This window comes from Pedobacter sp. ASV12 (assembly GCF_016429155.1).
Taxonomy (GTDB): domain Bacteria; phylum Bacteroidota; class Bacteroidia; order Sphingobacteriales; family Sphingobacteriaceae; genus Pedobacter.
In genome coordinates this window covers 27,987-41,007 of sequence record NZ_JAELUC010000008.1, presented here as the reverse complement: position 1 = coordinate 41,007, position 13,021 = coordinate 27,987, and the positions used below count along the sequence as shown (strand labels likewise).

At 46.1% G+C, this 13,021-nt stretch carries 13 protein-coding genes; 6 read left to right on the top strand and 7 right to left on the bottom strand.

Features of this window, described 5'->3' with window-relative positions; all coding sequences use genetic code 11:
- Window positions 1-185 precede the first annotated feature (185 nt).
- The 5 genes from JHD69_RS04185 (at window position 186) to JHD69_RS04165 (ending at window position 5,349) form a co-directional block, all read left to right on the top strand.
- Entirely contained in the window at window positions 186-1,331 is a 1,146-nt protein-coding gene (locus JHD69_RS04185; RefSeq protein ID WP_199137689.1) for a M28 family metallopeptidase, read from the top strand.
- 82 nt (window positions 1,332-1,413) lie between these two features.
- Window positions 1,414-2,487, top strand: a complete 1,074-nt coding sequence (gene namA, locus JHD69_RS04180) for an NADPH dehydrogenase NamA (RefSeq protein ID WP_199137687.1) — start codon at window positions 1,414-1,416, stop codon at window positions 2,485-2,487.
- Window positions 2,488-2,662: 175 nt separating this feature from the next.
- Window positions 2,663-4,171: a DUF4394 domain-containing protein gene (locus tag JHD69_RS04175; RefSeq protein ID WP_233165691.1), complete on the top strand. Its 1,509-nt coding sequence runs from the start codon at window positions 2,663-2,665 to the stop codon at window positions 4,169-4,171.
- A 52-nt stretch (window positions 4,172-4,223) separates the two neighbouring features.
- Window positions 4,224-4,529: a YbaB/EbfC family nucleoid-associated protein gene (locus JHD69_RS04170; RefSeq protein ID WP_199137684.1), complete on the top strand. Its 306-nt coding sequence runs from the start codon at window positions 4,224-4,226 to the stop codon at window positions 4,527-4,529.
- 139 nt (window positions 4,530-4,668) lie between these two features.
- Complete coding sequence (locus JHD69_RS04165; protein WP_199137683.1) at window positions 4,669-5,349, top strand: metal-dependent hydrolase; 681 nt, start codon at window positions 4,669-4,671, stop codon at window positions 5,347-5,349.
- A 78-nt stretch (window positions 5,350-5,427) separates the two neighbouring features.
- On the opposite strand, the gene JHD69_RS04160 is transcribed toward JHD69_RS04165, so the two are convergent.
- The 4 genes from JHD69_RS04160 to polA all read right to left on the bottom strand — a co-directional run bounded on the left by JHD69_RS04160 (window position 5,428) and on the right by polA (window position 10,668).
- On the bottom strand, window positions 5,428-5,787 hold the full coding sequence (locus JHD69_RS04160; RefSeq protein WP_199137682.1) for a hypothetical protein: 360 nt from the start codon (window positions 5,785-5,787) through the stop codon (window positions 5,428-5,430).
- A gap of 113 nt (window positions 5,788-5,900) precedes the next feature.
- Complete coding sequence (locus JHD69_RS04155; protein ID WP_199137681.1) at window positions 5,901-6,776, bottom strand: toxin-antitoxin system YwqK family antitoxin; 876 nt, start codon at window positions 6,774-6,776, stop codon at window positions 5,901-5,903.
- A gap of 187 nt (window positions 6,777-6,963) precedes the next feature.
- Window positions 6,964-7,839, bottom strand: a complete 876-nt coding sequence (locus tag JHD69_RS04150; protein ID WP_199137680.1) for an energy transducer TonB — start codon at window positions 7,837-7,839, stop codon at window positions 6,964-6,966.
- 12 nt (window positions 7,840-7,851) lie between these two features.
- The gene (polA, locus tag JHD69_RS04145) at window positions 7,852-10,668 is read right to left on the bottom strand and encodes a DNA polymerase I (protein ID WP_199137679.1); all 2,817 of its coding nucleotides are present in this window, start codon (window positions 10,666-10,668) and stop codon (window positions 7,852-7,854) included.
- A gap of 219 nt (window positions 10,669-10,887) precedes the next feature.
- On the opposite strand from polA, the gene JHD69_RS04140 reads away from it, so the two are divergent.
- On the top strand, window positions 10,888-11,562 hold the full coding sequence (locus JHD69_RS04140; RefSeq protein WP_199137678.1) for a hypothetical protein: 675 nt from the start codon (window positions 10,888-10,890) through the stop codon (window positions 11,560-11,562).
- 82 nt (window positions 11,563-11,644) lie between these two features.
- Here JHD69_RS04140 and JHD69_RS04135 read toward each other — a convergent pair whose 3' ends face one another.
- The 3 genes from JHD69_RS04135 to trmB are packed head-to-tail and all read right to left on the bottom strand — an operon-like array spanning window position 11,645 to window position 13,014.
- Window positions 11,645-11,998: a carboxymuconolactone decarboxylase family protein gene (locus tag JHD69_RS04135; RefSeq protein ID WP_199137676.1), complete on the bottom strand. Its 354-nt coding sequence runs from the start codon at window positions 11,996-11,998 to the stop codon at window positions 11,645-11,647.
- Window positions 11,999-12,037: 39 nt separating this feature from the next.
- A complete protein-coding gene (locus JHD69_RS04130) occupies window positions 12,038-12,364 on the bottom strand; it encodes an MGMT family protein (RefSeq protein ID WP_199137674.1) in 327 nt (108 codons plus the stop codon).
- On the bottom strand, window positions 12,364-13,014 hold the full coding sequence (trmB, locus tag JHD69_RS04125) for a tRNA (guanosine(46)-N7)-methyltransferase TrmB (protein ID WP_199137742.1): 651 nt from the start codon (window positions 13,012-13,014) through the stop codon (window positions 12,364-12,366). The genes JHD69_RS04130 and trmB overlap by 1 nt, the downstream gene beginning before the upstream one ends.
- Window positions 13,015-13,021: the final 7 nt, after the last annotated feature.

The following is a 13,021-nucleotide window of genomic DNA, read 5'->3' as shown; positions in this document are numbered from 1 at the left end:
ACCGTACATACCGATCCAGGGATTTATTAAGCCTAATAATCAAGCCACAGGTAGACAGATCAGTCAAGCGAAATCTGTCTACCTGTGGCTTTTTCAGTTGTCGCCCCCGCCAACTGAAAAAAACTTCGCAAGTATACAAAGCCTTCGATTTCGTATATTGCCTTACAAAACCTCTCTTTGCTGACATGAAGAAAATCGTTCTTGGCGTATTATTGCTATTCGCTTCCGGCGCCTTTGCGCAAGACCTCAAATACGCGCGCAAGACCCTAGAAAAACTAACTGCTCCGGCCTTTTGGGGGCGAGGCTATACGAAAAACGGCATGGAAAAAGCGGCCGATTTTATAGTGGCCGAGCTCAAATCCTTTGGCCTGCAACCCATGGATGGAAAAAGCTTCAAGCAACCCTTTCTGTTTTCGGTTAATACCTTCCCGGGTAAAATGGAGCTGCAAATAAACGGTAAAAAACTCATGCCGGGCAAAGATTTTATTGTAGGCCAGGCCAGTAAAGGCGTTGTGGCCAAAACAAACCTCACCCAGCAAGACAGCACCCACTTTATAGCCCAAACAGAACGGATTGTGGTAAGCCTGCAAGACAAACTCACCTGGTCTGTAGCACAAAAGGTTAACGATTTTACCGAAATCATGGTTAAAAAATCGGCATTAACGCAGCCACCGCAAACCATAGTCGCCAACATCGAAAATGTTTTTATTCCCGATTTTAGGGCAAGCAATATTTGCGCCATGGTAAAAGGCACCGCCAGACCTGATTCTATACTGCTACTAACCGCTCATTACGACCATCTGGGGGGCATGGGCACCGATACTTATTTTCCGGGGGCCAACGATAACGGCAGCGGCGTAGCTTTCCTACTCAGCCTAGCCAAATATTACGCCGCCCATCCGCAGCGGTATACCATGGCTTTTATTTGTTTTGCCGGAGAAGAAGCCGGTATTTTAGGCTCCAAATATTTTACTGAAAATCCATTGGTCGATCTTAAAAAAGTTCGCTTCCTCCTTAATGTGGACATGGTTGGCACCGGCGAAACCGGAGCTACCGTAGTTAATGCGACCCAATACCCCGCCGCGTTTGCCCTGCTTAACCAAATCAATGATGCTGGACATTTTCTGGTCAAGATCAACCCCAGGGGAAAAGCGGCCAACAGCGACCATTATTTTTTTACCGAAAAGGGTGTGCCTGCATTTTTTCTTTATACACAGGGTGGCATTACAGCTTACCACGATGTATACGACCAGCCTAAAACCCTCCCATTTACTGTTTACGAGCAGCTCTTCAAGCTTTTTGTGGGTTTTAACACCGCCTTGATGAACTAAGCGCCTGTCATCTGATTGTTTAAGTTCTTCCTCGGTTAAACAAATACCTTGGCTTATTGTTAATTTGTCAAAAATTTGAGCAATGGCCCTACTCTTCACCCCTCTTCACCTAAAAAACATTACCCTTAAAAACCGTATTGTGGTATCGCCAATGTGCGAATATTCTTCAACCGATGGCTTTGCCAACAACTGGCACCTGGTACATTTGGGCAGCCGTGCCGTTGGGGGCGCCGCACTGGTGCTTACCGAAGCTACAGCCGTTTCGCCAGAAGGCCGCATTTCTATTGCCGACCTTGGAATTTGGAAAGACGAACACATTGCCAAGCTTCAGGAAATTACCGATTTTATTCACCAAAACGGAGCCGTTTCGGGTATTCAATTGGCACATGCCGGCCGCAAGGCCAGTTTCGATATTCCTTGGCAAAACCCCAAGCAATTAGACCACACTAACGGAGGCTGGCCAACCCTAGCCCCGAGTGCATTGCCTTTTAACCCGACAGACAAAATACCCCTGGCTTTAGATCTTGACGGTTTGACCAAAGTTAAAGCCGATTTTAGAGAAGCCGCCAAACGAGCCTTATGGGCTGGGTTTCAAGTCGTAGAAATACATGCCGCACATGGCTACCTGTTGCATCAGTTTTTATCGCCCCTAAGCAACCTCCGCAACGATGAATATGGGGGCAGTTTTGAAAACCGCATTCGACTTTTATTAGAAGTTGTTGAAGCGGTACAGGAAACCTGGCCAGCTGAAAACCCTCTGTTTGTTCGCATTTCGGCAACCGATTGGGTAGAGGGAGGCTGGAACGAAGAAGAATCGGTACGCCTATCGGCTTTGCTTAAAGCCAAAGGGGTCGATGTCATTGATACTTCTTCGGGCGGTTTAGATCTGCACCAGCAAATACCGGTACAGCCCGGCTACCAAGTGCCCTTTGCCAAGGCCATTAAACAACAAACAGGGATGATAACCGGCGCCGTTGGATTGATTACCGAAGCCCAACAAGCCGAAACCATTTTGCAACAAGAAGAAGCAGACCTGATTTTTTTGGCGAGGGAATTACTGAGAGATCCTTACTTTCCGCTTCATGCTGCCTTTCAGCTCGGCGTTGATGTAAGATGGCCATCGCAATATGAACGTGCCAAAACACGTTTAATTTAAATATTAAGCTTATCTTGGCTTCAAAAAACAAGCCTTGTTAAGCCGCTGTTCGACAAAGAAAGCCACCATCAACTTACAACAGTCTGCGGGCTTGCCTACCCGAATAACGAATAATAAACAGATGAAAAAAACGGCCTTCAAACTCAATCGCACAATTGCATTTAAACTTTGTGCATTGCTCTTCTTCTTTTCAATATCCTTATCCTGCAAAAAGGAAAGTACCCAAATCAATCTGCCGCTTTCGGGGCCAGACCAAGACTTCTATGTACTCGCCAATAACAATACCTTGCTGAAGTACAATGCCAAAAGCATCAAAACATCGCTCAATAGTGTAAGCATTACAGGCATGAGCCCGACTGAAAAAATGTTGAGCATCGACTTTAGGCCTACAACGGGCGACCTGTATGGCATTAGCGATGCCAGCAAGCTATACATCATTAACTTGAGTACCGGATTGGCGCGCGCAATAGCCACCGCACCGCTTACGCCTGCTGTTTCGGGCACGGTAATCAGCATAGACTTTGATCCTACAACCGATCGCCTCAGGCTGGTGAGTAACACCGGCCAAAACCTGCGCATCAACCCCGAAACGGCTACCGTTGAGGCCACCGACGCCAACATTAGCGGAGGCACTGTGATGGGCATTTCCTATACCAACAGTACTGCCGGGGCAAGCACTACCACCTTATACGGTATTGACCCCGTAGCCAAAACCTTAAACAAACAAGAGCCCCAAAACAGCGGCACCTTAACCAAAGTGGCCGATTTAGGTCAGGATGTAGGCAACAACGTGTGTTTGGATATTTCGCCAAACAACAAAAACGTACTCCTGGCAGGTACTTTAAAAGACTTCGTCGGTTTATTCAGCATTGATTTAGACAGAAAGGTAACCAAATTAGTCGGTAAGTTTACAGGCAACATCGCTATACAAAGCATCGCCATTCCGACCAATCCTGTAGCCTATGCCACTACTATTGATGCCAACAAGGCCAACACCTTACTTATTTTCGACCCTACTTTAAGTACAACTGTGGCAGTTGCCAAAACCATTACGGGCATGCAGAGCGGAGAAACGGTACTGGGTATAGACATGAGGCCTTTAAACGGCCAGGTTTATGCCTTAGGCAGCAGCAACAGGCTTTACACGGTTAACCTGAGCACAGGCCTGTTTACGCAGGCAGGCACGGGTACCTTTGCCTCTGCCTTAGCCGGCACAAGTTTTGGTTTCGATTTCAGCCCGCAAGAAGATATCATCCGCGTGGTAAGCAATACGGCACAAAACCTGCGTATCAACCCGATTACCGCCAGCGTTTCAGTACAGCCCAACCTATCAACCAGCACAGGTTCGCCAACGGTAAGTGCAGCCGCCTATAGCAACAATATTGCAGGCAGCACCACAAGCAGGCTTTATGTGATAGACCACGTGCTGAACAAGCTCTACACGCAAGACCAAAATTCAGGTTTATTGAGCCCTGTTGGCGATTTAAAAATTATAATCAGCGCCGTTAACGGGTTCGACATTAGCTTTAGCAACATTGGCGATACTGCTTACGGCATTTTTACGGTAGAGGGGAAAAACAAGCTCTATCAGATTAATTTGTCGACCGGACAAGCCTCTGTGGCCACTTCGGCGCTCGAGTTTACACAACCGATAACCGGGTTTACCTTGGGCAGAAGGCTGTAATTTTTTAAAACATTTTCCCTTATTTTCGACTTATAATTTAAAACTAAGAGCTATGTTCGATAAATTGATGGCTGCCCAGCAAAAGGCAGATGAAATTAAAAAAAGATTAGATACCGTTTCAGTGTTTGGAGAAGTTGAAGGCGGTGCCATTCGCGTTACCGCAACGGCAAACAAAGCAGTTACCGCCATTACCATTGACGAAGATTTTTATAAACAAGCCGATAAAGAAGCGCTGGAAGAACTGCTCCTAACTGCCGTAAACAAAGCCCTGCAACAGGCCGACCAGGTCAGTGCCGTAGAAATGCAGGCCGCAACCAAAGACATGCTTGGTGGATTGGGCGGTATGTTCGGCGCTTAAACAGCAGGTATGGGATAGAAGGCTGAGGATTAAAAATCGGAAAGGGCATTCCATTTTAAAATCTCAGCGCTCATATTTCGCCCCTCAAATCCCACATCTCACATCTCATATCTAGTATCTTAAATCTCAAGCAAAAAAAATGAAATATACATATTATGGCCAATCTTGTTTTCTGTTAGAGACGGAGGCCGGCAAAAAATTCCTTTTCGATCCGTTTATCAGTCCAAACCCCTTGGCAACGCATATCGATAGCACTAAAATCGAGGCCGACTATATTTTGGTAAGCCATGGGCATGGCGATCACGTAGCCGATCTGGTTGCCTTGGCCAAGCAAACACAGGCCACGGTCATTTCCATTCCCGAAATTGCAGGCTGGTTAGGCAAGCAGGGCATCGAAAAAGTACATCCGATGAATTTTGGCAAGTACACTTTCGATTTCGGAAAAATACGCATGGTTTGGGCCACCCACTCCTCTGGGCTGCCCGACGGAAGCTACGGAGGCAATCCGGCTGGCTTTGTGCTGGAGCTAGATCAGCATCAGATTTATTTTGCAGGCGACACCGGCCTTACGCTGGAAATGAAGTTACTGGCCGAGCTTTACAAATTGGACTATGCCATTTTGCCAATCGGCGGCAACTACACCATGGATGTTGACGATGCGGTTATCGCAGCCAACTACATCAACTGCGATAAAATAATCGGTGTACACTACGACACCTTTCCGGTTATTGCCATCGACTCTGAAACGGCCGTAGAGAGCTTTAAACGGGCCCACAAGACCTTATTGCTGCCAGCCATAGGCGAAACCATCAGTTTGTAGCCCAACACAATAAAAAGGCTCCCGATTGCTCGGGAGCCTTTTTCAATTAAACCTTAAATTAATAAAACTAGCTATGACTTAGTTTTTCTTTGCGGCTTTGTTGGCTTTATAGCGCATATCTGGAGTGCCGTCTTTTTTGGTTGGGCCTGCAGCTGGAGCAGCTTTTGCATCTTTGTTTGCTTTAAAGCGCATGTCTGGAGTACCGTCTTTTTTGGTTGGAGTGGCTGAAGCCGCTACTTTTTTAACTTCTTTTTTAGCGGCTGCCGGTGCAGTAGCTTTTACTGTGGCAGCTTTTTCGTCTGCTTTTTTAGCTTCGGCTTTAACAGCTGTTTTGGCCGCTGCTGCTTTTTTAGCTACCGGTGCTGTGGCTGGAGTTTGTGCGAAAGTGGTGCTTGCACCTAATACTGCAATTGCAATAAGACCTAATAATTTTTTCATGATGCTAATTTTTTAATTTTTAATGAACCTCTCGTTTACAGAGGCTTCAAGTTTTCCATTTTGTTGATGTAAAATTGTTTTATTAAAATGAAGATTGAATGAAGTTAAACATTTTATTGTTGAAGTAAAATTTCTAATGGCAAAATATACTGCATATCAACAGCTTCGCCCAATTCGGTCCCTGGAACCCAATTACCCAAAGACAAAGCCAATACCTTGAGTATTTCGCGCTTCAATTTAGGGTTGGTATTTTGCGGAAAGCCAACAGCGGTAATCCTCCCTTTGCTCGTCACCTCAAAATCAATGTTTATTTTTGCCGGCACTTCTTCCTTGGGCAGGTTGGCTGGGTATTTAAAGCTACGTGCAAAAAGCTGATAAAAAGCGGCTAGGCCTCCTTTATAATTTGGTGGCGATACCACTTCCGTTTTGGCTACAGGCTTGCCCTCGGCATCAAAATACTCGCCCTCGGTAAGCTGCCCGTTGTCATCGTAGTTTTCTTTGAGCGCCAGTTTGCCGTTTTGATGAAACATGCGCCAGTTGCCCACCTTCTTGCCCCGGCTGTAGCGCCCTTCTTTCCTTACATGGCCATTATCCCAATACAGGCGATAGTTACCATGGAGCGTATTCCAGGCATAGTTGGCCTTTTCGTGTACCTGCTCATTGGGAAACAAGACCTTCCATTCGCCATATTTATAGCCCTTGTCAAAATCTCCCGATTCTACCAGTTTGCCGTTTTCGTAAAAAGCATAAGGGCCACTTCTTACGCTCAGTTTTTCGTCGCCATAACTGATGCGCTCGCGCAGCTCGTCTTTGCCATTATACAGCATCACTACCCAAAGGCTGTCTTTATGCACAACTTCCTTGCGCCATTTAGAACGTAATGGGTCTTTATTATAGCCTGGGTTCGAATAAATAAGTGTGGTATCTTGCTGGGCAAACAGAGTTGCAGCAGTCAACAAGAACAGCGGCAATAAAACATACCTTTTCATATTTCTTCGTATTAAGCCCTCAAATGATTTAATTACACCTAAATTTACCGAATTATTTTCAGTCGGCAACAAATTAAGCAGTACCTTAATAAAACGACGTAAACTTTAACTTCGTCTTAGATCTTATTGCTATTTTTTGTCTAAAAACGGAGCAAACACCTGCTTAGGCAGCCGTATGCCAATACAATCATCTCAGGCTAAATCGTATAGGGATGCTATATATTACCCGGGCTGGCTTACCAAATAGCTTGCCCGGTATCCATTTTGGCGAAAGCTTCATCACCCTTAGGGCCTCTGCATCCAAGCTGGGATGATAACCCCGCTCCACCCTGATATTTTCAACAGCACCGGTTTCCGTTATTAGAAACGACATGCGCACTTCTCCCTCAATATGCTTCTCTGCCGCATCTGGCGGATATTTTACATTTCTTGCAAGCAACATATAAAACTTGTCTATGCCACCAGGAAATGATGGCGGGGCTTCGATCTGACCCAGGGTCGTTTCCTTCCCCGATTCATCAAAACAGGTTTTGCTGTAAGAATCCCCATAATCGGTAAACTTTTCGATGATGGCTGGCTTGCCACTTTCATATTGAAGAATCCATTCGCCGGCTTTTTTGCCTCTTTTATAATTACCGGTTTCCTTGATGCTGGCATTAGGCCAATAAGAATTATAGGGCCCATCCAAGGTGTCTCTCTGGTAGCTTTCCGTTCTGAGTACATGACCAAGTGTATCATACGCTACAAAAACACCTTCGCGTTCATTGTTGATGTATATGCCCTTGTAGGTGGGCTTGCCGTCATTATAAACCACCGCTTGTCCGTTCTTGATGGTCAAGCCTGCATCCAAATAGATTTCGCGCTTTTGCAGCTGGCCTGCCCGGTTATGAACCGATAGGATATAGCCGGTACTGTCTTTTTTATAGGCTTTGTAATAGTAGGTTGCCTCATTCCAGCCTTTAACCGCTTTATAGTTGGCGTCAACATAGGCATAAGCGGTATCTGTTTGTGCGGCCAGCGATGTGGTATACAGCAGCAATGCTAATAACAAGAGCTTTTTCATCCTAATTTAGCTTTAGTGTGCCGCCAGCCAGTTATCGCCTTCACCAATTTCAATTTCGATAGGCACCTGGGTTTTGATGGCTGTTTTCATGCGGTTGGCAATAATGGCTTTCATCTGTTCTACTTCGGTTTTTACCACATCGAACACCAACTCGTCATGTACCTGCATGGTCATTTTCGATTGGAGCTGCTGTGCTTTAATATCGTGATGGATATTGATCATCGCTATCTTGATCAGATCGGCTGCCGAGCCTTGTATCGGGGCATTAATGGCATTTCGCTCGGCGTAGCTCCTCACGGTGGCATTGGCCGAATTAATATCGCGGAGGTACCTTCTGCGCCCCATAATCGTTTCTACAAATCCGTTTTCGCGGGCAAAGTTCATGGTATCGCTCATGTAACGCTTAATGCCTGGGTATTGGATAAAATACTGCTCGATGATTTCGGCCGCTTCCTTGCGCGGAATATTGAGGTTTTGCGACAAGCCGAAAGCCGACTGTCCGTATATGATGCCAAAATTTACCGCTTTGGCATTGCGGCGCTGCATCGAATCCACTTCTTCGATGCCAATGCCATATACTTTGGCGGCTGTTGCCGTATGGATATCGATGCCTTTGCTAAAAGCATCAAGCATGTTTTCTTCCTTGCTGATCTCGGCAATGATGCGCAACTCGATCTGCGAATAATCGGCCGAGAGCAACATATGGTCGGCATCTCTGGCAATAAAGGCCTTGCGCACTTCTCGGCCACGCTCGGTTCGGATTGGGATATTCTGCAGGTTCGGATTGTTGGAGCTAAGCCTGCCCGTAGCGGCTACTGCCTGGTTATAGCTGGTATGCACCCGGCCCGTTTTGGGATTAACTAGCAAGGGCAAGGCATCCACATAAGTAGATTTAAGCTTTTGCATCTGGCGGAAGTCCAAAATATCCTGTACAATATCACTCTTATTGGCCAACAATGTCAAAACATCTTCGCCGGTTTGGTACTGACCCGTTTTGGTTTTCTTGGCCTTCGGGTCGAGCTTAAGATGATCGAACAACACTTCGCCGAGCTGTTTAGGCGAGGCGAGGTTGAATTTCAGTCCGGCTTTGTCGTAAACGCTTTGCTCGGCCTTGATAATTTCCTGTTGCAACTCGATCGAGTAGGCATTGAGGGTATCAATGTCAATCCGCACGCCCTCTTTTTCCATATCGGCCAGTACGTAAATCAACGGATTTTCTATTTCGGCAGCCAGTTTGGCGGCATTGCGCTCTACCAGCATCGGTTTAAAAATATTGGCCAGTTGCAGGGTTACATCGGCATCTTCGGCGGCGTAATCTACCACGCTTTCTACCGGCACATCGCGCATGTTGCCTTGGGCCTTGCCTTTGGCGCCAATCAGCGAGGTAATCGAAATTGGTGTGTAGCCCAAATAATTCTCTGAAAGCACATCCATGTTGTGGCGGGTATCAGGATCGATCAGGTAATGGGCCAGCATGGTATCGAATAGCTCGCCTTTGATGGCTACGTCATACCATTTAAGCACCAGCATATCGTACTTGATGTTCTGTCCGATCTTGGCAATTTTCTCATTTTCGAGCACAGGCCTGAACTCGTCTAAAATGGCTTGCGCAGCCGCTCTATCGGCTGGCACCGGAATGTAATAGCCTTCTCCGACATTGATCGCGAAAGACAAGCCCACCAAATCGGCCAGGTTGGCATCGGTTCCGGTGGTTTCGGTGTCAAAAGAAATGCTTTCTTGTTGAAGCAACGTATCAATCAGGTTTTTTCTGGCCTCTGGTGTATCAACCAGGATGTAGTTATGCGGGGTATTGCTGATGTTTTTGGCATCTATGGGCGTATCGAACAGCGAGGGCTGCGATGTTGTTTTTACTTCCAGGGCAACAGTTACCGCTACGTCGTTGCCAAACAGGTCTTTCTGACCGTTTGGATTGGCTTTGGCCTCGTTTACGTTAAATTCTTCCCCAAAAACCCTACGGCCAATGGTCCTGAACTCGAGTTCGGCAAACAGGGGCTCCAATAATTCGCGGCTGGGCTCTTCCAGCTGCAAAGCGGTTTCGTTAAACTCGATAGGAACGTTGAGGATAATGGTGGCCAGTTTTTTAGAAACCAAGCCTTGTGCCGCAAAGTTCTCAATATTTTCACGTTGCTTGCCTTTCAGCTCGTGTGCGTTGGCAATGATATTTTCCATGCTGCCGTATTGCTTGATGAGCGCTTTAGCCGTTTTCTCGCCAATGCCCGGAATACCCGGAATATTGTCTACAGCATCGCCCCATAGGCCCAAAATATCGATCACCTGGTCTACCCGCTCAATTTCCCACTTGGCCAGCACTTCTTTCACCCCTAAAATCTCCATTTCGTTGCCCATTCGTGCAGGCTTGTAAATGAAAATATTGTCAGACACCAGTTGGGCAAAATCCTTATCCGGAGTCATGCAAAAGACCTTAAAATCTTGGCGTTCGGCTTCTTTGGCCAATGTACCGATAATATCGTCGGCTTCGTAGCCGTCGAGCGTAATGACCGGAATATTAAAACCTTCGATCAGCCTAAACACATAGGGCAGGGCTTTGGAAAGGTCTTCGGGCATCGCCTCGCGATGGGCTTTGTAGGCTTCGAAATCGGTATGTCTTTCGGTTGGCGCATCGGTATCGAAAACAACGGCAATATGGCTTGGTTTTTCCTTTTTGAGCACCTCGAGCAAGGTATTGGCAAAGCCCATTACTGCCGAGGTATTAATGCCGCCCGAAGTAAAGCGAGGGTTCTTGCTTAATGCAAAATGCGCACGGTAAATCAGCGCCATTCCGTCTAAAAGGAAAAGTTTTTTGTCCATTGGTTTATTGTATTTGCAGCATAAAGGTACTAATAGTCTGCCTATCCTTTAAGCCCATTATTATTTTTATTTTACGGCTTTATCAACCTGGTTTTGCGGCAAACTACGCCAACAAAAACAAAGTCATGTCGAGTAGCGATAAAATTATTCGAAGGTAAAAATTGTTAAAAACCTCTCTTATGCGGTAACAAGCACAAATAATTTACGTTATTTGTGTACATGAAAGCGTTTAAATTTCTTTTGTTGCTGTTACTTGCGGGCACCAGGCTTTGGGCCCAGGATGTGGTGCTGATTAGCGAGGGCAATTTTGTTCGGGGCGTAATCAAGGGCACCAATTACAGCTCGGTTGTGTTGATGCAAGACGACCAGAGTTTGGTGCAGTATCAGGCCAAAGACATCAAATCTTTTGTTTGGAATGGCGAGACTTACGAAAGCAAGCCCATCATATCGAAGAAAAAGGCCGACTACCGCTTTTTTAAGCTGGTAGAAATCGGCACGGTTAACCTTTATTCGTATGGCGACAAAGCGGTAACCGTACAAGCGCCTGCACCCTCAAGGCCTAAAATAAGGCCATCATTTGGCGTAGGCTTAGGTTCTGGCGGACTTGGAGGCGGCTTAGGCGGGGGCATTACCTTTGGCGGAGGTGGCCGAAGAAACGATGCCGAACTCAACGACGGCCCCAAAGGCAAAGTCAGTTATTTTATCGAAAGACCGGGCACCGGCCCTATGCAGGAAATCTCCTTAGATGCCGGAAAAATCACCACGACAAAAGCCATTCTGCTCCAAAAACTAGCCAACGACGAAGATTTGGCCCAACGCATCAAAGATACCGAAAGCTTTGACGATAAGAGCTTGATGGCTTTTATCAAAGCCTACAATGAGATGCACAAGTAAAGCTCGTCTCGAGTTTGAAGGCTAACCCGTAAAACCAGCTTGCTTCGTTGGCTCCTCCTAGCAAAGCCGCAAGCCTGGCTAATTATTTTTCAGCAATGGACGCAAGATCATCCCAGTACTCCACGGCACGGCGGTAATGCGGAATAACGATAGAACCGCCCACCAAATTGGCAATCATAAAGATTTCGTTCATTTCGTCGTTGGTTACCCCTTCGTTATGGCATTTTTCTAAATGATATTTGATGCAATCGTCGCAACGCAAAACCATAGAAGCTACCAGGCCCAACATTTCTTTGGTTTTTACATCTAAAGCACCGGCCGCATAACTGGTGGTATCGAGGGCAAAAAAACGCTTGATATTGGTATTGGCCGTTTCCATGATCCTATCGTTCATTTTGCTGCGATAGGCATTAAATTCTTCTACTAATTTTCCCATGAATATTGTATGTTGATTGTTGAACAGGGATGCAAATTGCTAAATCTCAATCAAGGGATCCCAAAACACCTTTTTAAAATCTTTTACTTTATCGTTTTCTATCTTCAAGCCTTCTTTTTCCAGCAATTCCTGCATAAGCGATGGTGGCGAAAAGTGAAATTTGCCCGTAAGCAAGCCGTTGCTGTTCACCACACGATGCGCTGGCACCTTGGGTTTGGACGTACCGGCATACGCCATGGCGTGGCCCACCATACGCGACGATTTGGCCGTGCCCAGGGCCTTGGCAATAGCGCCATACGAAGTTACCCTGCCCTTCGGGATGAGCCGCACTACTTCGTAAACCTGGTCATAAAAAGAATCGTCCATTAGCTGAATGAAAATTGAATATAATTGATGTTCTTATCGTGTTTTAAATATATTCTTTCGTAATGCGTTTTGATAGACAATACCTCATCGGCAAATTCAGATTGGTAGAGGTGATTGGTATTTTTGTGCGTAACCAGGCCTAGTTCTTCTACTTTTTCGCAGGTATAATCATAAAGACCGTCGTTATCGGTTTTTAAATTGACTTTGCCACCGGGCCTTAACAAGATTTTGTATTTTTCTAAAAAGCCCGGAAAGGTGAGGCGCTTTTTCTCTCTGCTGATTTGTGGCTGCGGATCGGCAAAAGTTATCCACACTTCGTCAATTTCTCCGGGCGCAAAAAACTCGAGGATATCTTCAATCTGGATCCTTAAAAAGGCCAAGTTCTGAATACCTTCTTCTACGCCGGTTTTGGCCCCGCGCCAAATGCGGTTGCCTTTAAGGTCAACGCCTATAAAATTTTTTTCTGGAAAAAGCCTGGCCAGGTTTACGGCATATTCGCCTTTGCCACAGGCCAGCTCCAACACAATTGGATGATCGTTTTTAAAATGGTCCGTCGCCCATTTTCCTTTCATTACTTTGCCCAGATGCAATTGGTATACATTTGGAAAAGTATCTATTTCTGCAAATTTTCTTAATTTATCCTTGCCCACTTCGGTG

Bases quoted from the DNA above. Each gene is read 5' to 3' on its own strand.
- JHD69_RS04140 (WP_199137678.1), top strand. From the start codon at position 10,888: ATGAAAGCGTTTAAATTTCTTTTGTTGCTGTTACTTGCGGGCACCAGG.
- namA (WP_199137687.1), top strand. From the start codon at position 1,414: ATGGCCCTACTCTTCACCCCTCTTCACCTAAAAAACATTACCCTTAAA.
- JHD69_RS04170 (WP_199137684.1), top strand. From the start codon at position 4,224: ATGTTCGATAAATTGATGGCTGCCCAGCAAAAGGCAGATGAAATTAAA.
- JHD69_RS04160 (WP_199137682.1), bottom strand. From the start codon at position 5,787: ATGAAAAAATTATTAGGTCTTATTGCAATTGCAGTATTAGGTGCAAGC.
- JHD69_RS04165 (WP_199137683.1), top strand. From the start codon at position 4,669: ATGAAATATACATATTATGGCCAATCTTGTTTTCTGTTAGAGACGGAG.
- polA (WP_199137679.1), bottom strand. From the start codon at position 10,668: ATGGACAAAAAACTTTTCCTTTTAGACGGAATGGCGCTGATTTACCGT.
- JHD69_RS04135 (WP_199137676.1), bottom strand. From the start codon at position 11,998: ATGGGAAAATTAGTAGAAGAATTTAATGCCTATCGCAGCAAAATGAAC.
- JHD69_RS04185 (WP_199137689.1), top strand. From the start codon at position 186: ATGAAGAAAATCGTTCTTGGCGTATTATTGCTATTCGCTTCCGGCGCC.
- JHD69_RS04155 (WP_199137681.1), bottom strand. From the start codon at position 6,776: ATGAAAAGGTATGTTTTATTGCCGCTGTTCTTGTTGACTGCTGCAACT.
- JHD69_RS04130 (WP_199137674.1), bottom strand. From the start codon at position 12,364: ATGGACGATTCTTTTTATGACCAGGTTTACGAAGTAGTGCGGCTCATC.
- JHD69_RS04150 (WP_199137680.1), bottom strand. From the start codon at position 7,839: ATGAAAAAGCTCTTGTTATTAGCATTGCTGCTGTATACCACATCGCTG.